The sequence below is a fragment of the Streptomyces maremycinicus genome (assembly GCF_001184025.1).
GTDB lineage: Bacteria > Actinomycetota > Actinomycetes > Streptomycetales > Streptomycetaceae > Streptomyces > Streptomyces maremycinicus.
On record NZ_BBYG01000017.1, the window covers coordinates 340373 to 359047 of the forward strand.

General features: G+C 71.2%; 17 protein-coding genes. 15 read left to right on the forward strand and 2 right to left on the reverse strand.

The window, feature by feature from the left end; translation table 11 throughout:
- Nucleotides 1–121 precede the first annotated feature (121 nt).
- Entirely contained in the window at nt 122–1342 is a 1221-nt protein-coding gene (locus tag AOQ37_RS27000; protein WP_078890368.1) for a D-alanyl-D-alanine carboxypeptidase family protein, read from the reverse strand.
- Between the two features lie 223 nt (nt 1343–1565).
- Between AOQ37_RS27000 and AOQ37_RS27005 the strand changes: the two genes are divergently transcribed.
- Both AOQ37_RS27005 and AOQ37_RS27010 read left to right on the forward strand, forming a co-directional pair.
- Nucleotides 1566–3038 carry an ABC transporter permease gene (locus AOQ37_RS27005; protein ID WP_062647763.1) on the forward strand — a complete coding sequence of 491 codons (1473 nt, stop codon included), beginning with the start codon at nt 1566–1568 and terminating at the stop codon, nt 3036–3038.
- 59 nt (nt 3039–3097) lie between these two features.
- The gene (locus tag AOQ37_RS27010) at nt 3098–3790 is read left to right on the forward strand and encodes an ABC transporter ATP-binding protein (protein WP_062647765.1); all 693 of its coding nucleotides are present in this window, start codon (nt 3098–3100) and stop codon (nt 3788–3790) included.
- A gap of 84 nt (nt 3791–3874) precedes the next feature.
- Here the strand turns inward: AOQ37_RS27010 and AOQ37_RS27015 are convergent, their stop codons facing one another.
- Nucleotides 3875–4201, reverse strand: a complete 327-nt coding sequence (locus AOQ37_RS27015; protein ID WP_062647767.1) for a hypothetical protein — start codon at nt 4199–4201, stop codon at nt 3875–3877.
- A gap of 237 nt (nt 4202–4438) precedes the next feature.
- On the opposite strand from AOQ37_RS27015, the gene AOQ37_RS27020 reads away from it, so the two are divergent.
- The 13 genes from AOQ37_RS27020 to AOQ37_RS27080 all read left to right on the forward strand — a co-directional run bounded on the left by AOQ37_RS27020 (nt 4439) and on the right by AOQ37_RS27080 (nt 18634).
- A complete protein-coding gene (locus tag AOQ37_RS27020) occupies nt 4439–4984 on the forward strand; it encodes a DoxX family membrane protein (protein WP_062647769.1) in 546 nt (181 codons plus the stop codon).
- 369 nt (nt 4985–5353) lie between these two features.
- Nucleotides 5354–5665 (forward strand): MazG-like family protein, encoded by a 312-nt coding sequence (locus AOQ37_RS27025; protein ID WP_062647883.1) that lies wholly within the window; start codon nt 5354–5356, stop codon nt 5663–5665.
- 99 nt (nt 5666–5764) lie between these two features.
- On the forward strand, nt 5765–6613 hold the full coding sequence (locus AOQ37_RS27030; protein WP_234437009.1) for a hypothetical protein: 849 nt from the start codon (nt 5765–5767) through the stop codon (nt 6611–6613).
- On the forward strand, nt 6613–8982 hold the full coding sequence (locus tag AOQ37_RS27035) for a bifunctional serine/threonine-protein kinase/ABC transporter substrate-binding protein (RefSeq protein WP_062647773.1): 2370 nt from the start codon (nt 6613–6615) through the stop codon (nt 8980–8982). Before AOQ37_RS27030 ends, AOQ37_RS27035 begins: the two co-directional genes overlap by 1 nt.
- On the forward strand, nt 8982–11297 hold the full coding sequence (locus AOQ37_RS27040; RefSeq protein ID WP_063781182.1) for a bifunctional serine/threonine-protein kinase/ABC transporter substrate-binding protein: 2316 nt from the start codon (nt 8982–8984) through the stop codon (nt 11295–11297). The genes AOQ37_RS27035 and AOQ37_RS27040 overlap by 1 nt, the downstream gene beginning before the upstream one ends.
- A gap of 139 nt (nt 11298–11436) precedes the next feature.
- Nucleotides 11437–11709, forward strand: a complete 273-nt coding sequence (locus AOQ37_RS27045; RefSeq protein WP_062647777.1) for a type II toxin-antitoxin system Phd/YefM family antitoxin — start codon at nt 11437–11439, stop codon at nt 11707–11709.
- Nucleotides 11706–11963, forward strand: coding sequence for a Txe/YoeB family addiction module toxin (locus AOQ37_RS27050; RefSeq protein WP_062647778.1), 258 nt, complete (start codon nt 11706–11708; stop codon nt 11961–11963). The genes AOQ37_RS27045 and AOQ37_RS27050 overlap by 4 nt, the downstream gene beginning before the upstream one ends.
- Before the next feature lie 664 nt (nt 11964–12627).
- Nucleotides 12628–13962: a helix-turn-helix domain-containing protein gene (locus tag AOQ37_RS27055; protein ID WP_062647780.1), complete on the forward strand. Its 1335-nt coding sequence runs from the start codon at nt 12628–12630 to the stop codon at nt 13960–13962.
- The gene (locus AOQ37_RS27060; RefSeq protein ID WP_306305220.1) at nt 13959–14528 is read left to right on the forward strand and encodes a helix-turn-helix domain-containing protein; all 570 of its coding nucleotides are present in this window, start codon (nt 13959–13961) and stop codon (nt 14526–14528) included. The genes AOQ37_RS27055 and AOQ37_RS27060 overlap by 4 nt, the downstream gene beginning before the upstream one ends.
- A gap of 181 nt (nt 14529–14709) precedes the next feature.
- Nucleotides 14710–15426: a ParA family protein gene (locus AOQ37_RS27065; protein ID WP_062647784.1), complete on the forward strand. Its 717-nt coding sequence runs from the start codon at nt 14710–14712 to the stop codon at nt 15424–15426.
- Complete coding sequence (locus tag AOQ37_RS40515; RefSeq protein WP_159401372.1) at nt 15423–16253, forward strand: hypothetical protein; 831 nt, start codon at nt 15423–15425, stop codon at nt 16251–16253. The genes AOQ37_RS27065 and AOQ37_RS40515 overlap by 4 nt, the downstream gene beginning before the upstream one ends.
- 126 nt (nt 16254–16379) lie before the next feature.
- Nucleotides 16380–16691 carry a hypothetical protein gene (locus tag AOQ37_RS27075; RefSeq protein WP_062647788.1) on the forward strand — a complete coding sequence of 104 codons (312 nt, stop codon included), beginning with the start codon at nt 16380–16382 and terminating at the stop codon, nt 16689–16691.
- Between the two features lie 197 nt (nt 16692–16888).
- Complete coding sequence (locus AOQ37_RS27080) at nt 16889–18634, forward strand: hypothetical protein (protein WP_159401373.1); 1746 nt, start codon at nt 16889–16891, stop codon at nt 18632–18634.
- Nucleotides 18635–18675 lie beyond the last annotated feature (41 nt).

The following is an 18675-nucleotide window of genomic DNA, read 5'->3' on the forward strand; positions in this document are numbered from 1 at the left end:
GACCGCGAGGTACGCACCGGCGCCGTGGGACGGCTGTCGCAACGTCGGCCCGCGGGCGTCACGCGCCACCTCACCTACGTCACCCAGCGGATGTCGACTCGCGGGCGTCGATGCGCGGGTGTCAACTCGCGGGCGGCGCCTCACCGGTACGGCGCCGACGCCGGCGCAGCGCGTAGGTCCCGCCCGTCAGCAGCGCCACCGCTCCCGCGGCCCCGCCGAGCACGCCCCAGCCGTCCGGGCCGCCGCCCTCCGCCGACGAGGCCTGCGCCCCGGCATGCGGCGTCTTCCCCGCCGACGACCCGGCCGCCCTGGTCCCGCCCTCGCTCAACGCCTCGACCAGCGTGCCCACCGCCCGCGCCGAACTCCCCTGCACGAAGCCCCAGTCGAGCAGCGCGGCCGTCTCCTCGTAGACGGCGTTGTGGCCGCTCTTCGGATGCAGCACGGTGACGACGAGAGTGCGGCCCGCGCGGGTCGCGGCGCCGGTGAAGGTGTTGCCGGCGTTGCTGGTGAAGCCGTTCTTCACACCGATCAGGCCCGGGTACGGCGTCACCCCGTAGGTGCCCGACAACAGCCGGTCGGTGTTCTCGATCCGGAACGTCTTCCCGTTCCCGGCCGGGAACCGGGCGGCCCTGGTGCCGCAGTAGGCGCGGAAGTCGGCGTCGCGCAGACCGTGCCGGGCGAACAGGGCGAGGTCGTACGCGGAGGACAGCTGGCCGTCGTGGTCGTAGCCGTCGGGGCTGACGACCCGGGTGTCCAGCGCCTGGAGGTCGACCGCTCGCGCCTGCATCTCGGCGACCGTCTTCGCGACCCCGCCGTTCATCCGGGCGAGCACCTGCACGGCGTCGTTGCCCGAGCGCAGGAACACGCCCTGCCACAACTGCTCGACGGTGTACGTGACCCCGGCCCGGACGCCGACGAGGCTGGAGCCGGACGGGATGCCGGCCAGGTCCGCTTCGGTCACCGCATAGCGCTCGGTGCGCTCGAACCGGCCCAGCAGGGTGTCCGCGAACAGCATCTTCAGCGTGGAGGCGGGCGCGACCCGCAGATGCGCCCGGTAGGCGGCGAGCACCTCACCGCTGTCCTGGTCGGCGAGCAGCCAGGCCCGGGCGGTGAGCTTCCTCGGCAGGGCGCCGCCGCCGTCCACCTGGACGCCGTCGGCGACGAGCCGCGCGCCGCCGACCACCACGTCGGACGCGGCCGCGGCCGGTGTCGCGGCGAGCGGCGCGACGGTCAGGGGCGCGGTGGCCGCGAGGGCCAGCAGGGAGCGCCGGGACGGGCGCGGGGACGAGCCCGGGAACGGGCGCGGGGACGAGCCCGGGAACGGGCGCGAGAAGGCGTGCACTGCGGGACCGTACTAGGGGGTTCGAAGAAAAAGGAAATCCCCAGCCAACCGCCGCCACCTGGGAAAAGCCCCTCCGCAGCCTAGGAATCAGCTGTCTCAAGGAATTCTGATCCCGGCCTTCGCATTCTCAGTTCTTACACATCCTTTGCTCAGGACGACTCAAAGGTTTCTCCCTAGGTTGTGGCCGCGCCCACAGCGGGCGCCAAGAACCTTAGGGAACGGGATGTTTGGCATCTATCTCAAGCGTGAACTGGGCCGGCGCAAGAAGGCCGCCCTGGTCATCGCACTGGGTCTGGCGCTCGGAATCGCGCTGGTCATCACCGTCAACTCGGTGTCGGCCGGCATGACACAGGCTCAGGACAAGGTCCTTCAGTCGCTGTACGGCCTCGGCACCGACATGACCGTCACCAAGGCCCGCACGGCGCCCTCGGCCAACAGTTCCGGTGGCCCCAGATTCGAGTTCGACGCGAAGGGCGAGGACGACGACGACTCCGAGCAGAGCTCGGACCGGGTGTCGACGCAGGGCGGCCAGGTCCTGAAGGCGGCGCTCGTCACGCAGGTCGCCGACCAGAAGGGCGTGTCGGCCGCGGTCGGCGCCCTCACCCTGAACGTCACCAAGGTCGACGGCTCCTTCACCCAGGGCAAGGCCCAGAGCTCCACCGGCGGAAGCGGCGGCAACGGCGGCCAGGGCGGCCCCGGTGGCGGCTCCACCGCAGCCCCGCAGGTGCAGGGCGGCGGTGCCTCCTTCGACGTCAACTCGTACTCCGTGGCCGGTGTCGACGTCACCGACCAGGACCTCGGCCCGCTGGCTACCTCGAAGATCTCCTCGGGCGTGACGTTCACGTCGGCGCAGGGCAACGCCAAGGTCGCCGTCGTCAGCAAGTCGTACGCCAAGGAGAACTCGTACAAGGTCGGCTCGACGCTGACGATCTCCAGCACCAAGTACAAGGTCATCGGGATCGCCACCCCGGACAGCAGCGACTCCACCACGGACGTCTACCTGCCGCTGAAGCAGGCGCAGACCCTCGCCGACGCGGCGGACCAGGTCACCACGATCTACGTCAAGGCGACCGACTCCCAGCAGATCGACACCGTCAAGGCGACGATCCAGAAGAACATCTCCGGCACGACCGTGACGACCTCCGCCGACCTCGCGGAGACCGTCTCCGGTTCTCTCTCCACCGCCTCGAACCTGGCGACCAGCGTCGGCAAGTGGCTGTCGATCGCCGTCCTCGTCGCCGCCTTCCTGGTGGCCGCGCTGCTCACCTCCTCGGCCGTGTCCCGCCGGGTGCGCGAGTTCGGCACCCTGAAGGCGCTCGGCTGGCCGAGCCGCCGGGTGACCCGTCAGGTCGTCGGCGAGTCCATGGTCAACGGCCTCCTCGGCGGCGCCCTCGGCATCGGCCTGGGCCTGGCGGCCGCGTACACGGTCACCGCGATCAGCCCGAAGCTGACCGCGGAGCTGGGCAGCACCGGCGGCGGTGGCGGTGGCGGCATGGGCGGCGGCCCCGGCGGCGGCGGTCCCGGTCAGCAGTCCGCCGCGAACACGATGGAGATCGCCCTCTCGGCCCCCGTCTCCGTCACCACGATCGCGCTCGCGGTCGGCCTCGCGGTCGCCGGCGGTCTGATCGCCGGCGCGATGGGCGGCTGGCGCGCCTCCCGGATGCGCCCGGCGGACGCCCTGCGCAGCGTCTCCTAGACCGCGCCCCGACCAGTCGTCACCTTCCTCACGGAGAACACGGAGAACCCGGAGAACCCATGTACAACCTCACCGGCGTCACCAAGCGCTACACGCGCGGCAAGGAGACGGTCGAGGCGCTGCGCGGCATCGACCTCACGATCGCGGACGGCGACCAGCTCGTCATCCAGGGCCCCACGGGCGGCGGCAAGTCGACCCTGCTCCAGATGATCGGCGGCCTCGACCGCCCGTCCGAGGGCAGCGTCGAGCTGGACGGCGTCGACCTCGCGCGGATCAGCGAGGCGAAGCTGACCCGACTGCGCGCCGAGAAGATCGGCATCATCTTCCAGTCGTTCAACCTCATCCCGACGCTGACCGCGCAGGAGAACGTCGAGACGGCGCTCGTCCCGCTCGGGGTGAAGCCCGCGGAGCGGCGCGAGCGCGCGGCCGAGGCCCTGCGCTCGGTCGGCCTGGGCGAGCGCCTCACGCACGCCCCGGCGGAGCTCTCCGGCGGCCAGCAGCAGCGCGTCGCGATCGCCCGCGCGCTGGTCAAGAAGCCGAAGGTGCTGCTCGCCGACGAGCCCACCGGCAACCTCGACGAGGGCATGCGCGACGAGATCATGGAGGTCCTCGAAGGGCTGTGGCACGAGTACGGGCTGACCTTCATCATGGTCACCCACGACTCGTCGATCGCCCGCCGGGCCCCGCGCCTGGCCACCATCAAGGCGGGCCGGCTCACCCTGACGGAACAGGCGACCGCCCGTTCCTGGTGAACCACCGCAGCTCCCGAGGGGCCGTTGACCGCCTGCCCGGCGGTGAACGGCCCTTCGCCGTTCTCCCTCTCGGGGGGGCGGGTCTCAGGCCTGACCGGTCTCGAAACGGGAGATCCGGCCGTCGTCCTCGACCACGAAGCTCCACCGGGTGCGCATCTCGCCCCAGGTGTCGTTGCGGTAGTCGGCGATGAGCGAGCGCCCGCCGTCCGATTCCTTGGTGACGTCCATGTGGCCGCGGGAGGAGAAGATCTCCCGGTCGGCCCACTCGGCGAGGTCACGGTCGGAGCCGTCGTCCGCCATGGTCGCGTCGGGGGTGAGCAGGCCGCGGAAGGCCTCCTCGTCATGGGCGTTGACGGCGGCGACGAAGGCCCGCACGGCCGGGTCGCTGAGTCTGTCGATCTGGATCGCCATACCGGTCACCCTCACACCGCGCTCCGGACCCCGCCACCCGAACGGCGCCCAGGACGGGCCGGACGGGTGTGAGTGGTGCGACGGTGGAAACGCGGAAGGGGTTGTTCCGGCTCCGGTTCAGGTTCAGGTTCCGGCTCCGGTTCAGGTTCCGGTCCCTCTCCTGTTTCTGCCTCTGTTTCCCGTCCCGCCTCCTTTCCCGTTCTCCGGAAACCGCCGTTCTCTGCTCAGGGAGTCATCGTGACCTGTTACGACCGTCGTGATCTGGGACTGCTGCTGCTCCGGCTCGGCACCGGCGGAGTCCTGGCCGCCCATGGCGCGCAGAAGCTGTTCGGCTGGTTCGGCGGGCACGGCCTGGAAGGGACCGGCCAGTTCATGGAGTCCGTCGGCTACGCCCCCGGCAAGGCGAGTGCCACGGCGGCGGGCCTGGCGGAGGCCGGCGGCGGCACGCTGCTCGCGCTGGGCCTCGCCACCCCGGCGGCGGGCGCGGCGGCGGCCGGCGCGATGGCGGGCGCGTCCGCGGTGCACGTCCCCAACGGCTTCTTCGCGCAGAACGGCGGCTACGAGCACGCCGCCTCCCTCGGGCTGGCCGCCGCGGGCCTGGCCATCACCGGCCCGGGCCGCCTCTCCCTCGACCACGTCCTGGGCCACACGGTCGACCGCCGCTGGATGGTCCCGGCGGCGCTCGGCGTGACGGCGGCGGTCACGACGGTGGTCATCGGCATGCGCAACAAGCGCCTGCGCAGGCAGGAGGAGGGCGAGCAGGAGGCGCTCTTCGAGGAGTAGCCCTCCCGGGGGGGGGAGGCGGGTGCCGGAGGGGCGGAGGCATGTGCCGGATACCGGGTGCGGATACCGGATGCGGGGTGCGGGGTGCGGGGTGCGGGGTGCGGATAACGAGTGCCGGTGCCGGATACCGGGTGCCGGGTGCCGCTGCCGGACGCGGTCCGGGGGCGGTCCCCGGGGACGGTCCCGGGGGCGGACGTTGCCTGGCAGGCTTCGCTGATGGACATTCAGCCCCGTGCCACCGGGCCCACCGCATCCACCGGGACCGAACCGACCGGACCCACCGGGCTCGCCGGACCCACCGGACCCACCGAATCGAACCGGCCGGCCGGATCCGCGGGTTCCGCCGATCTCTGGACCACCGTCGACGCCCTGTGGGGCTGGCTGGACGCCGACGTGGCGCACGGCGGCCGCGAGGGCCTGCTGCTGCGCGTGCTGAAGCTGTCGGAGGAGGTCGGCGAGGTCGCGCAGGCGGTCATCGGCGCGACCGGCCAGAATCCCCGAAAGGGCGTCACCCACACGTGGGAGGACGTGCAGGGTGAACTGTGCGACGTGGCCATCACGGCGCTGGTGGCACTGCGCACGCTCACCCCGGAGGCGGGGAGCGTGTTCGCCGGACATCTGGCGCGGGTGGCGGAGCGGTCGGTGGGGCGTGCGGGCGAGGGCGGGGCCGGCGCCCGCTGACCGCGGCCGTCCCGTGTTCGCAGAACCGTCCGCCCGCGCCCCACGTCCCTCTGTACGATCACCCACGCGAGCGGGGGCTCGCCGGCGGAGGGGGCGGGGATGGACGGCAACGCCGTTGGACGCAGGGCTGTTCGGCCATGGCGGGTGACGGCCGCGGTGACGGGGGCCGCGCTCATACTCGGCGGCTGCGGTTCCGGGGGCGACGACAAGGCGGCCGAGCCGAGCCCCACGACGTCCTCGGGCGCGGCGGCCGGGACCGCGTCCGGCGCTCCCTCGGCGTCACCGTCGGCCGGTGGCGCGTCCGCGCTGACGCCGTTCGAGGCGGACCCCGCTCGGGTGCCCAGGACACGTCCACAGGCCGAGGCACTGGCGGCGACCGTCGCGCTGCGACCGGAGGGGTGGGGGCCGGACTTCCGGGCCCAGCGGCCGGCCGAGAGCACCCCGGGCACCGCCGCCGTGCTCGACGCACAGTGCCGCTGGGTACGGCAGGGACTCCCGCAGGGCGTCCTGGCCTCCCTGTCCCGCTACAGCGAGATCCCCGCAGGCGCGGGCAAGGGCGAGCTGAAGGTGATGGCCGCCGTCACGGTGCACGCCACGGCCCGCGACGCCGACGAACGGCTCGCCGACACCCTGGAGGAGCCGCTGCGCTGCCGGGAACAACAGGTACGCAGCGACGAGCGGATCACCGAACTCATGTCGGCCGCCATTCCGTACGGCCAGGGCCGCAACACCTACGCAGACGACCAGGTCGTCGAGATGGGTTCGTACCTCACCGGGAGCAGCACGCAGACCTACCGCTGGTACGTCACCCGGCTCGGCACGGTGACCCTGGCGGTGTCGATCAAGGGCGCCCAGGGGTACACCAAAGCCCAGCTGGACCAGTTCGCGTCGAACGCCAACGTCACGATGCTCAACAGCGTGGAATTCGAACTCGGAGGAAACCGCTGATGGAGCCGCTGCGTTCGTCCGATCCCGCCCGTGTCGCGGACCACCGCCTGCTCGGCCGGCTCGGCGCCGGAGGCATGGGCGTGGTGTACCTGGCGCGCACGCCGGGCGGCGCCCTGGTAGCCCTGAAGGTGCTGCTCACCGAGTACGCCGAGGAGCCCGGCTTCAAGGAGCGGTTCCGCCGCGAGGTCGAGGTGGCCCGGCGGGTCGGCAGCCCCTGGGTGGTACCGCTGGTGGACGCCGACCCGGACGCCGACCCACCGTGGCTGGCGACCGCGTTCGTCCCCGGTCCCTCCCTGGGCGAGGCGGTGGCGGCGTACGGGCCTCTCAGCGAGCGCGGGCTGCGGCTGCTCGGCGCCCGGCTGGCGGAGGCGCTGGGCGAGGTCCACCGGGCCGGGCTGGTGCACCGGGACCTGAAGCCGGGCAATGTGCTGATCGCCCATGACGGGCCGCGGCTCATCGACTTCGGCATCGCCCGGGCGCCCGAGGACCGGACGCTCACGGCGACCGGGATGGTGGTCGGCACGCCCGGCTATCTGTCGCCCGAGCAGGCCGAGGGGCGCGGCGGGGACGGTATCGGCCCGGCGAGCGACGTGTTCTCCCTCGGGTGCGTCCTGGCGTTCGCGGCGACCGGCCGGGCACCCTTCGGCGCCGGAGCGGTCGACGCCCTGCTGTACCGGGCCGTGCACGATCCGGCGGACCTCGAAGGCGTGCCCGCGGGACTCGTCGGGGTGCTGGGCCGCTGCCTGGAGAAGGATCCGTCCCGGCGGCCCGCGGCCGAGGAGCTGGTACGGGAGCTGGCTCCGGAGGGCGCTCCGCGGGACGGACGGCGGCACCTTGAGACGGGCGGAGGGACGGGCGGGGGCGCAGGCGCAGGCGCAGGGACGGGCGCAGAAGCGGCAGGTGAGACGGCCGGTGAGGCAGCCGGTGAGACGCCCGACTGGCTTCCCGAGCCGGTCACCCGGCTGATCGCCGAGCGCTCAGCCGCCGCGCTGGCGCTGCCGGACATCGAGCACACGCTGGCGCCGTCCGACGCACCGCCCGGTCCCGGCCCGGCGGAACCCGGCCCGGCGGAAGCCGATACGCGCGGGACGAGCGGGCCGACAGAACCCGATACGCGCGAGACGAGCGGGTCACCGGAGCCGCGGGACGCCCGTCCGGCCGGCCGGCGCCGTTTCCTGCTGCTCGCCGGCGGGGCCGTGGCACTGGCGGCGGGCGGGGGCGGGGCGTGGTGGGCGGGCACCCGGGACGACGACGCGGGAGGCCGCAGCCCTGCCGCCGCCGCGTCCGCTCGGCGCCCGGTGCACACCGTCGCCCTGCACGGCGACCTGAGCGGCCCGCAGCGGGAGACGGGCAGGGCCCAGGAGCGCGGACTGCGGCTGGCCGTCGCGGAGTTCAACGCGCGCCGGGACGCCCCGTTCACCGTGAAGGTCAGGGCGGTCGACGACGGGGGCGATCCGGCGGTCTCGACCCGGCTCGCCGCGGAGCTCACGGACGATCCGACGGTGATCGCCGTGGTCGGCCCGACCACCGACGCCACCGGGCAGGCCTCGCTCGCGCAGTACGACGCGGGGCTGTTGCCGGTCGTCGCCGTCTCCACCGGCACGACCGCCCTCTCCATCCAGGGCTTCCGCTCCTTCCTGCACGCCCGGCTGCCCGACGCGGTGCTGTCCTTCTACGTCAGCAACTACCTGCGCGGCACCGCGCGTTCGCGCAAGGTCGGCATCGTCGTCGACCGCCCGGCCGGTAACTACGGGACGGACCTCAGCAGTTCCCTCAGCAACACGCTCCACAGCGTCGGACACCCGTCCGTCCCCGAAGTGGTCAGCGCGATGCGCCGTGACTTCGGCGGCGCGGTGGACACGGTGCTGTCCGCCGGCGCCGACTCCGTCTTCTTCGCCGGCCTGCCCGACCGGGGCGCGCTGATCGCCGCCACGTTGCGCGCACGCGCCTTCCAGGGTGCGCGGGTGTCCGGCCCGGCGCTGCTCGACGGACGGTTCCTGACGAAGGCTCAGGAGGCGGCCGAGGGCTGGGTGCTGGTGGCACCGGTCATCGACGCCACCGTCAAGCCCGAGGCGAAGAAGTTCGCCGCCGCCTACCGCGAGCGTTTCAAGGAGCCGCCGCCCCGGTACGCGGCGGAGGCCTACGACGTGACCGCCATGCTGCTGAAGGCCCTCTCGGGACTGCCGTCGAAGAGCCGCACCCGGGGGAACCTGCTCGAGGCCGTGCGGGCCGGCAAGTACCAGGGCATCACCAAGGCGTTCGCCTTCGACGAGAACGGCATGATGGCCATCGACGGCACCGGCGGCTTCCTCTGGCGGGTCGAGCAGGGCGACTTCGTGTACGGCGGCCCCGCGCCGATCACCGTCTGATGGAGCCGTTGCGCACCGGCGACCCGTCCCGGATCGGCCGCTACCGTCTGCTGCGCCGGCTGGGCGCGGGCGGCATGGGCGTGGTCTTCCTGGCCCGGGCGCCGGGCGGAGCGATCGCCGCGGTGAAGACGGTCCGTTCCTCGTACGCCGAGGAGAGCGGTTTCCGGGCCCGTTTCCGCCGTGAGGTCAAGGCCGCCCGGCAGGTGGACAGCCGTTGGGTGGTGCCGCTGCTGGACGCGGACGCCGACGCGGAGACACCGTGGCTGGCGACCTCGTACGTGCCGGGGCCCTCGCTGGCCGAGGCGGTGGACACCTTCGGGCCGCTGTCGCTCGCTTCCGTGCGGGTGCTGGGGACGCGGCTCGCCGAGGCGCTCGACGCGGTGCACGGCGCCGGTCTGGTGCACCGCGACGTGAAGCCGGGCAACGTCCTGCTGGCCCCGGACGGGCCGCGGCTCATCGACTTCGGTATCGCCCGTGCCCCGGAGGCCACGGCGCTGACCTCCAGCGGCGTGATCGTCGGGTCGCCCGGCTTCCTCTCCCCCGAGCAGGCACGGGCCCGGGGCGGCGAGATCGGCCCGCCGAGCGATGTGTTCTCCCTGGGCTGCGTGCTGGCGTACGCCGGGACCGGGGTGCGGCCGTTCGGCGGCGGCGGGGCGGCGGGCATGCTGCTGCGCACGGTCTACGAGGAGCCCGACCCGGCGGCGCTCCCGGACGGCCTGGCTCCCCTGCTGAGGGCCTGCCTGCACAAGGACCCGCCCGGCCGCCCGAGCCTGACCCGCGTCCGCGAGGAACTCGGGGCACTCGGGGAACTCGGCAGATCCAGGGGACTCGGGGGACTCGGGGAAGGCCCGGAAGGCCCGGAGGGCCCGGAACCCGGTTCCGCCGGAGGGTCCGACTGGCTGCCCCCGCAGGTCACCCGGCTGATCAACACCCGGTCCGCGGCCGTGCTCGCCATCGGCGCGATCGAGCCGACCCAGGCGCCCGCCGCACCGGCGTCGGCGGTCGCGTCGGCGTCGGCGTCGGCGTCGGCGAGCACGGTGTCGTCCGAGGCCGCGACGCTGACGGCCGCATCGGCCACCCGGCCCACCCCGCACGGCATGGACCGCCGCGGCTTCCTGCGCCTCGGTACGACGGCCGGGGTGCTCGCGGCGGGCGGCGGCGGGGCCTGGTGGTGGAGCACCCGTTCGAAACCGGGAGCGTCCGGGCCGTCCGGGACCCGCCGTCCGCGCACCGAACTGGTCGTGGCGTTCCAAGGCGATCTGACCGGCGCCCGGAAGGCGGGCGGCAACGCCCAGCTCAACGGGGTCCGCATGGCCGTCGACCGGATCAACGCCGACAGCGACCGCCCCGTACGGCTGAAGCTGCGGACATACGACGACGGCGGTGACACCGGACGGGCCGCGGCGCTGGCCGGCCGGCTGACGAAGGACGCCGACGTCCTCGCCGTGCTGGGACCCACCACCGACGCCTGCTTCGTCGCGACCAAGGTCGCTTACACCACGGCGGTGATGCCCGTGGTGTCCGTCTCGGTGGGCGCCGACACCGAGAGTTCGGTGCTGGACGAGAACGTCTTCCACTGCCATGCGGCGCTGCGTGTCGCGGACGGGCTCCTGGCAGCCCCCTGTACGAGCTACCTCAGCAACCACGTCGACGCCCGCAGGGCCTTCCTGGTGGACGACCGGGCGCAGAAGGACTTCTCCTGGAACCTGTGCGACCAGACCAGGAAGGCCCTGAGCCAGGACGACCGCGACGTCACGGTGGTGAGCGTGCCCGCCGGAAAGATCGACTACGCGTCGCTGGCCGCCCAGGTGATGTCCGCCCGCGCGGACGCGGTCCTCTTCGGCGGCGACGCGGCCCGTGCGGCCGGCTTCGCCTCCGCCCTGCGGACCGCCCGCTTCACCGGCACCCGCCTGGCGACGGAACGCGCCTTCGCCCCGGAGTTCCTCACCACGGCCGGCGCCGCCGGGAACGACTGGGTCTTCGCCACCGCCTTCACAGACCCGACGGCCCGCCCCGCGGCCCGCGCCTTCACCAAGGCCTACCGCGCCCGCTACGGCACCGCCCCCGGCTGGTACGCGGCGGAGGCCTACGACGCCGCGATGTTCCTGGCCGAGGCCTGCACCAGGAACGGCACTCCGATCACGGAACGCGGCGCGATAGCCCGCCGGATGCTCGAGGTGACGTACACCGGCATCACCAGAACGGTGAAATACGAACAGGGCTACGGCTACAACCACGACGCGATGTTCCTGTACCGGGCGACGGGGGGCGCGTTCAAGTACTTGGGGCAGTACCAGGAGAAGGCGGTGTCCTGAGAGCCACGGCGCCCCCGGCGAAACCCCCGCCCAGGTCCGCGGGACGGCACTCCCGAAGACCCCGCACCCCGCATCTCGTACGAGAAAGTCGTACCATTGCAGTACCATTTTCCAGTACCGCCAGGAGAGGGTGCCGCAGATGACCATAAGCGCCAGCGAGGCCCGCAAGGATCTCTTCCCGCTCATCAAACGCGTCAACGACGACCACACCCCCGTCCGCATCAGCTCCAAGAACGGCGACGCGGTACTGATGTCCGCCGAGGACTACGACTCCTGGCAGGAGACCGTCTACCTGTTGCGTTCTCCCGCCAACGCGCGCAGCCTCATGGAGGCCATCGCACGGGACCGGTCCGGCGAGGCTGTGATCACCAGGACCATGGCCGAGCTGGAAGAGCTGGCGGGTGACGGGTGAGAAGCGTCCACTTCGACCCGGCCGGATGGGAGGACTTCCTGTTCTGGCTCAGCTCGGACCGCGCAATGGCCCGCAGGATCACCCGGCTGATCGCCGAGATCCAGCGCGCGCCCTTCACCGGCATCGGCAAGCCGGAGCCTCTGAAGGGCGACCTGTCCGGCTACTGGTCACGCCGGATCGACGACGAGCACCGGCTCGTGTACCGCGTGGACGAGAAGGAAGTCAAGATCCTCAAGGCCCGCTACCACTACTGAGAGCGACGCCGGGTGGGCGGCGGGCGGGGCGCGGGGCCGTGACCTCAGGAAGGCGGCAGACGAGTCGGGCTGTACGCCGGGTATTCCTGACGCACCTTTCTGACCTGCGCTTTCGTGGGCAGTATCGGCTGTGACCTGCTAGGTCGGGTCGCAGAGGCGACCGGAGGCAGTCAGAGGAAACCGCTCTAATTCGACCCCGATTCGAACCGAGCTGCTCGGAGCCAATCAGAGGCAACCGCCCTCTGTCTTAGTCCGAGTCTGCCCAGGTCAGACGGCGTTGATCGGGCTGTGAACCCGCTGACAGCACTCGGAATCGACCTCGGTCGAGCCGCGATGGGGACGTCTGCCTCCGGCATCGGAGCCAGGCATACGAATGCCTCCAGGATGGCCATCCTGGAGGCATCGCTGGCACCGGTTGGAGGTCGGTACCGGACACCACCCGTGGTTTTAGCGGGCCTGGGTGGCGTCTCTGTCCTTGCGGGACGGCTCCACAGTGCCACACAGCACCCACCAGACAGCTTCTCTCCGACGGCCATTTCACCCAGGCGAGCGACTGGGTCTTCACCATCTGCCTACGGCTGCAGCCGATCTCATTCTGCTCGGAGACCTCACTGGCCGCTACGCGGCGGGCAGTTACAGCAGGCTCGCCTCCGACGGCCGGACCGTGTCCCTACGCGATACCCGTCAGGGCGTGGCCGAACACGGGCACCGGGTCACGGCGGCCATCGCCTGCCATGTCGCTCGCGTCGGCGGCACCGTCGACGAGCTGGCGCAGCTGTTGCTGCATCCCGAGCACGAGGGCGGGTGGCACGCCCGGAGCATTGCGCTGCGGTCCGGGCAGTCGCGTGCCCTGGCGTACATCGGTCGCGTATGGGTCAGCGCCTCGGCCGCGGTCAGCAGCACAACGATGCTGGAATCGCGGCACCACGCGTACGAGGTTCTCGCCGCGCTGCGCGACCGCATCGAGACGACGCCCTGGCGTGGGGAACGTGGGCGGACCGCGCTACGGGTCCTGCGGGCGCATCTGAACTTCGCCGAGATCGCGGGCGGTCCCCTGCACCACGCCAGCGAGCGGCAGACCGCGGAGGAAGCGGGGATATCCCGCACGACCCTCCGGGTCGTCTACGAGACCGTCCTCAAACCGCGGGGCTGGCTGCGACGCCTTCGAGTCGGCCACGGCCGCGAGGGCTCGACCTGGTACCTCGCCGAGGGCAGCCCCGACCGCCACAGCATCCCCGTAGCGCAATCTCGTTTCCGAACCACTCAGTACCCCCCCGACCCGGCACTTGAGGAGTGGTTCACCCCTGAGACGGACACGACGGCCGACCTCGACTCCACCGTCATCGGCCGACTGATGGGCCACGACGCCTTCGCCCACCGCGGTCTCGGCAGCGTCGCACTGGTGATCATCGGTGCACTGCACGCCCGGCCGGCACAGACGGTCGCCGAGCTTGTCGGCTCGTCCTCCGTCTCCCGCGCCACCCTCTACCGCACCTTGCGGCGCCTTGCCGACCACGGCCTCGTCCACCACGGCGGTGAGACCTGGACCCTGGCACCTCGCGCCCTGGAAGGCTTCGGTGACCACCCTCCAGAGGCTGCGGCCGAAGAGATCGCCGAGCCAGCCCGCGGCTGGGACGCAGTCGCGACGCGGCACGGAATCACGGGCGTCGCGGCCCGGCGCAAGGCGGTGCACGCCGCCGAGCGCGCGGCGTACCAGAAAGCACTGGAGCGGCTGTCGGAGCACCGCAGCAAGGCCGTGGTGATCCTCCGCGACGGGCGCCAGGTGCTGGTTCCCGCGCCACGCCCCGACGAAGTTCCCGCCGCGTGGCACGCCCCGGGCGGCTGCGTCCTCGATCCAGCCAGTGGCCGTGCCGCTCCCGGCTGGCGGATTGCCACCGACGGGCGGCTGATCCTCATCACCCCTGCCGACCAGCGCAGTTACGACGAGCTGGCCGCCGCCCATGCCGAAGCCCTCAGCAAATGGGAGTCCGCAGCGTGAACCCACCCCCTCGGCCCACAGCCGGTCACAGCGATCAGATCACCGGGCAAGCACTGCGGGAGCAGTACGAGTCCGGTTCCACCGTGGACCAACTCGTGGCGAGCAGTGGCCTGTCCTACGGCACGGTCCTCAACCGGCTGCACGAGGCCGGGACCGAGATGCGCACCTCATGGCAGACGCGCAGGCTGCGCGACGGGCAAGCCCGCCGCAACCTCGCAGCCCGCCTGCGTCGCCTCTACGAGCAACAGGGCGCCACCCTCGCGGAGTTGGCTGCGGCGGGGTCGGTAACGCGACGTGTGGCTCGGCGGCTGCTGATCGAGGCTGGTGGCACGCCCCGGACCACCCAGCAGACGCTGCGCATCCGCTCCGCGGCCGATGCCGCACGGCGAACGAACCTCGCGTTGTCCCTGCGGGCGCGGTACGAGGCCGGCGCCACGGTGCCGGACCTGGCCGCGGAGTGCAGCTACTCCGTCGGCACCGTCTATCGGCTCCTGCGCCAGGCGGGCACCCGCATGCGGCCCAAGCACAACCACGGCCCGGCCCGTGCCCCGAGGAAGGGGTTATGAGAGCCCCGGCAGGTGTCCCCGGCCGGGCCTGGCAGATCGCAGGACCGATGGCGTGCCATCCCGGATCCAGCGCTGCCGCACGAGCCCCTCCTCTGTCCGCACTCAGCTGCCTCCGTGCGTCGGCCTTCTGGTCGATGCACGCACGTCAACACACCTTTCCCGATTCAGGAGATCAAGCACCGTGAGTGAGAACACTCGTACCAAGACCCTGGCCGCGGCCACGGCCAGCGCCTGGGACGCCTTCGTGATCGTTGTCGGCATGCTCAAGGGCGGCACCGGCAAGACCACCTCCGCCTGGTTCATCGCCCTCTACTACGCCGTCGTCCTCGACCTGCCGACGCTTCTGCTGGACGCCGACGCGACCAGCCAGTCCGCCTACGACTGGTTCAAGGTCGCCCAGGCCGCCGGCTTCGAAATTCCCGAGCACCTGATGGTCGAGCGGTACCCGTTCGACGACATCGCCGAGTACATCCGCACCAAGCGCGCCGAGTTCGGCGCGATCGTGGTCGACGCCGGCGGCGGCAGCGCCCGGATCTTCCACGAGGCTGTTACCGAGGCGAACCTGCTGCTCGTGCCGGTCGCCCCCACCAAAATCGAGCGCCGCAAACTCGTGGCCACCTTCGACGAGGCCGAACGCGCCGCCACCCGCAACGAGCAGGGCGTCACCGCCCACGTGGTCATGGTCAAGGCCGACGACCGCACCAGCCTGCCCAGCCGGGCCAAGGACCAGCTGCTGGAGCCCGCCGAGGGCGAGGGCATCGGCCCCGACCGCGACGAGCCGTTCCCGCTCGCCGAGACCACCATCCACTCCTGGGTCCACTACATGGAGGCCTTCGGCGAGATCCCCACCGAACTGAGCGAGTACGCCAACCTGATGAAGGAGCTGACCGCAGCATGACCGAACGCATGAAGCCCCCGGCCCGCCGCACCGGCGGCCGTACCTTGGGCGGAGCCAAGAAGACAGCCCCGCCCCCTCCCCCGGCCGCCGAGCTCACCCCCGAGCAGTACGCCGCCGCCCAGGGCGAAGGCCGTCCCGCTGCCAGCGAGCCGCAGGTGCAGTCCGCTCCTTCCGCCGTTCCCGTCGAGGCATCGGCGCGGGGCCGGACCGATGCGGTGCCCGAAGTGGCGCAGTCCTCCGCCCAGCCAACCGTTGAGGTCACACCGAGCGGCTCCGTGCCGAAGCCAGCCACCAGTCAGCCGTTTCGCCCGGCTGTCGTCGCTCCCGAGGCGGGGACAGAGTCCGCTGGAATGCCGGTGGAACGGCAGGTGGCGCCTGTGGCCCCGGCTGCCGATCCTGCAGCACCTGCGCTCCAGCCGACCGAACCCGTTGCGCAGCACAGCCCGTCCACGGCTCCTGGCGCAGCCTCGGGCGCCGAGGTGGCGCTTCGCCCCGCAGCTCCTCCGACGACAGGCGGCAACGGGTTCCCCGCGAGGACCGATGTTCCACGGGCTCACCAGGAACAGGACGTGCAATCTCAGGCAGCGCCCCACGAAGGGACACCGTGGGCTCAGGGGGCCGGCCGTCCCAAGGACATTCCCGAAACCGCCGTCGTTCTCAACCAGCGCATCATCACGCGCGAGAGCCTCGACTCATCGGTCCCCGCTGCCCTGAAGTTGAAGAAGCGGATCAAGCGCTTCGCGCTGGACAACGAACTCGACCACCTGCCTATCGGCGACATCGTCTCGGTCGCGCTGGACGAGTGGCTCACTGCCCGCGGGTTCTGAGCCCAACGGCAGTGCACGAGGAGCGGCCGCCCCACTCCAGGGTGCGGCCGCCCCACGTGCCGACTATTCCAATAGCCCAGTAGGCGGATAGCTATCCGCCTAGCCGGACCAACCGGAGCAACTCTCGTGCCCGATGACTCCCCCTACGCGCGCCGACTGCGTGAAATCGCCGCCGCGCTCGACGCCGAGTTCCAGCCAGCCGCAGACGCTCTGACGCCGCACCCCGACACTCTCAACGTCATCAAGGACCGGCACACCAAACGAGGGCAGCTGAACCATGCCGTCCCTGAAGTTCTTCAGTTCCAGCGCCGGATCCGCCGATGCAACGCCGACACCGACATCCCTCGCGGTGACATCGTCGCTCTCGCCCTTGACGCCTGGCTCCGTGCGAAGGGCTACCCGCCAGACCTGAAGCCACTGGGCACAGAATTCCCTTAACCAGACGTCTCACAACGAAAGACGCTGGGGCGCCGGGCTTTACGGTGTGGGTGGCAGCCTGCCGAGATGCCGGGGCAACTGGCGAGCGATTCGAACCTACACACGCCGAAGGCGGCACGCACGCTGACGGCTCCGCGGCGTCCAAGACGCGTCCAACAGTTCACACTTGGCAGCCGGGGGCGGGCACCATCGTCAAGGTGACTACACCACCCGCCCACTGGGATCCGATCTCACAACGCCTGTGGCAAGCAGTACGCAACGGCAGTCCCCTCGATCTCACCGCTGCTTCACCCGACGGCACAACGCAAGACCCGCATTCCATGAGCCAGGAAGTCCCTGCCGAGGTTATTGCCGCTCTCCTACTGCAGCCCCCTGCGCCGGAGCCGGGCGTGGTGTCGCGGCTTCAGCTGATCGGCGCACACATCACCGGACGCCTTCAGCTGCACTACGCCGCGGTCGAGATCGCCTTCTCCCTCCTCGATTGTCGGTTCGACGAGCGGGTGGAACTCGCCGACGCCTCCCTACGCGCGGCGGACTTCACCGGCTGCCGCGTACCCCGGCTGAGCGCGGACCGACTGCGCGTCGACGGCGATCTGACGCTCGACCAGCTGGTCAGTGGCGGAGTTGACCTGTTCGGCGCGCAGATCAGGGGTGATCTGTGGCTCACTTCCGCCCGCATCACCGGCAACGGATACGGCTTTGCCGTGAACGGGCCTCAGCTCCGCGTCGAAGGCGGCTTGTACGCACACTCCGCTCACGTGACGGGCGGACTGAACCTGTGGGGCGCCCAGGCCTTCACCCTTGAGCTCACCCAGGCCCGCCTATCTGGGGAGGGGGAACGTCCGGCGTTCCGTGGCGACGGCCTCCACCTCGTTCAAGACCTCCGCTGTACCGACCTGTTGGTCGACGGCGGCGGCATCCGCCTGTTCGGCGCAACGATTGGCGGCCAATGCTGGCTTGCCCGTGCCGACATACGCAGTACCACTGGGTGGGCCGTCAACGCACCTACTCTCACCGTCGGTGGTGGTATCTACGCTGACGGCCTAACGGTTGAAGGGGGCGTCAATCTGTTCGCTGCAGTCGTCGGCGAATCGATAGAACTCACCGCCAGCACGCTCCTTCCTTACCACCAGCAGGCGCTTCGAGCTCCCGGAGCCCGAGTGGAAGCAAACATCACACTGGACAATGCGACACGCGTCGCAGGAACCCTGGACCTGACCCGCGCTGAGGTCAAGGGCATCTTTTCCGTCATCGGGACAACATTCGCGCAGGAAGCAACCGTCGACCTGCACCGCGCCGTCCTCGGAGCGCTCCATCTAGAGGCCCTCACTGCGCCACCCGCCACCGTCGACCTGAGCGCTGCCACCATCGTGGCCATCACCGATGCCGCCGACTCCTGGCCCGCACAGATTGCGCTCACCGCACTCACCTATCAAGCTCTCCATCCGGTGATGCCGGCCGCTCACCGTCTGCCCTGGCTGCAGCGCGACACTGACTACCACCCGCAGCCCTACGAACAGTTGGCCGCCTACTATCGTCAACTCGGCCATGACGACGACGCGCGGACAGTACTCTTGGCCCGGCTTCGACAACGGCGGCGTAGCCTGCCAAGGCCTGCCCGAATCTGGAGCTACATTGAAGACGCCACCGTCGGATACGGCTACAGACCGGGGCGCGCGCTCATATGGCTGCTGGCCCTTGTCGCTACCGCTGCCATCGCCTTCTCAGCAGCACCACCACAGCCCGCCCAATCCCACGGACCGTCCTTCCAACCGATCGTCTTCTCCCTCGACCTGATCCTGCCTGTCCTCGACCTGGGTCAGGAAAAGGCGTTCACCCCCGTCGACAGCACTGCCTGGATCGTCTGGCTCAGCTCCCTCTCAGGGTGGCTGCTCGGCACCACCGTCATCACCAGCCTCACCCGTCGCCTCACCCGCTCCTAAACACTTGCAAAACGTGCGTGCCTGAGCACGCAATCTGCCCT

Excerpts from the sequence above, each read along its gene's own strand:
- AOQ37_RS27005 (WP_062647763.1), top strand. The coding sequence starts at position 1,566 with ATGTTTGGCATCTATCTCAAGCGTGAACTGGGCCGGCGCAAGAAGGCC.
- AOQ37_RS27010 (WP_062647765.1), top strand. The coding sequence starts at position 3,098 with ATGTACAACCTCACCGGCGTCACCAAGCGCTACACGCGCGGCAAGGAG.
- AOQ37_RS27015 (WP_062647767.1), bottom strand. The coding sequence starts at position 4,201 with ATGGCGATCCAGATCGACAGACTCAGCGACCCGGCCGTGCGGGCCTTC.
- AOQ37_RS27030 (WP_234437009.1), top strand. The coding sequence starts at position 5,765 with ATGGACGGCAACGCCGTTGGACGCAGGGCTGTTCGGCCATGGCGGGTG.
- AOQ37_RS27035 (WP_062647773.1), top strand. The coding sequence starts at position 6,613 with ATGGAGCCGCTGCGTTCGTCCGATCCCGCCCGTGTCGCGGACCACCGC.
- AOQ37_RS27040 (WP_063781182.1), top strand. The coding sequence starts at position 8,982 with ATGGAGCCGTTGCGCACCGGCGACCCGTCCCGGATCGGCCGCTACCGT.
- AOQ37_RS27045 (WP_062647777.1), top strand. The coding sequence starts at position 11,437 with ATGACCATAAGCGCCAGCGAGGCCCGCAAGGATCTCTTCCCGCTCATC.
- AOQ37_RS40515 (WP_159401372.1), top strand. The coding sequence starts at position 15,423 with ATGACCGAACGCATGAAGCCCCCGGCCCGCCGCACCGGCGGCCGTACC.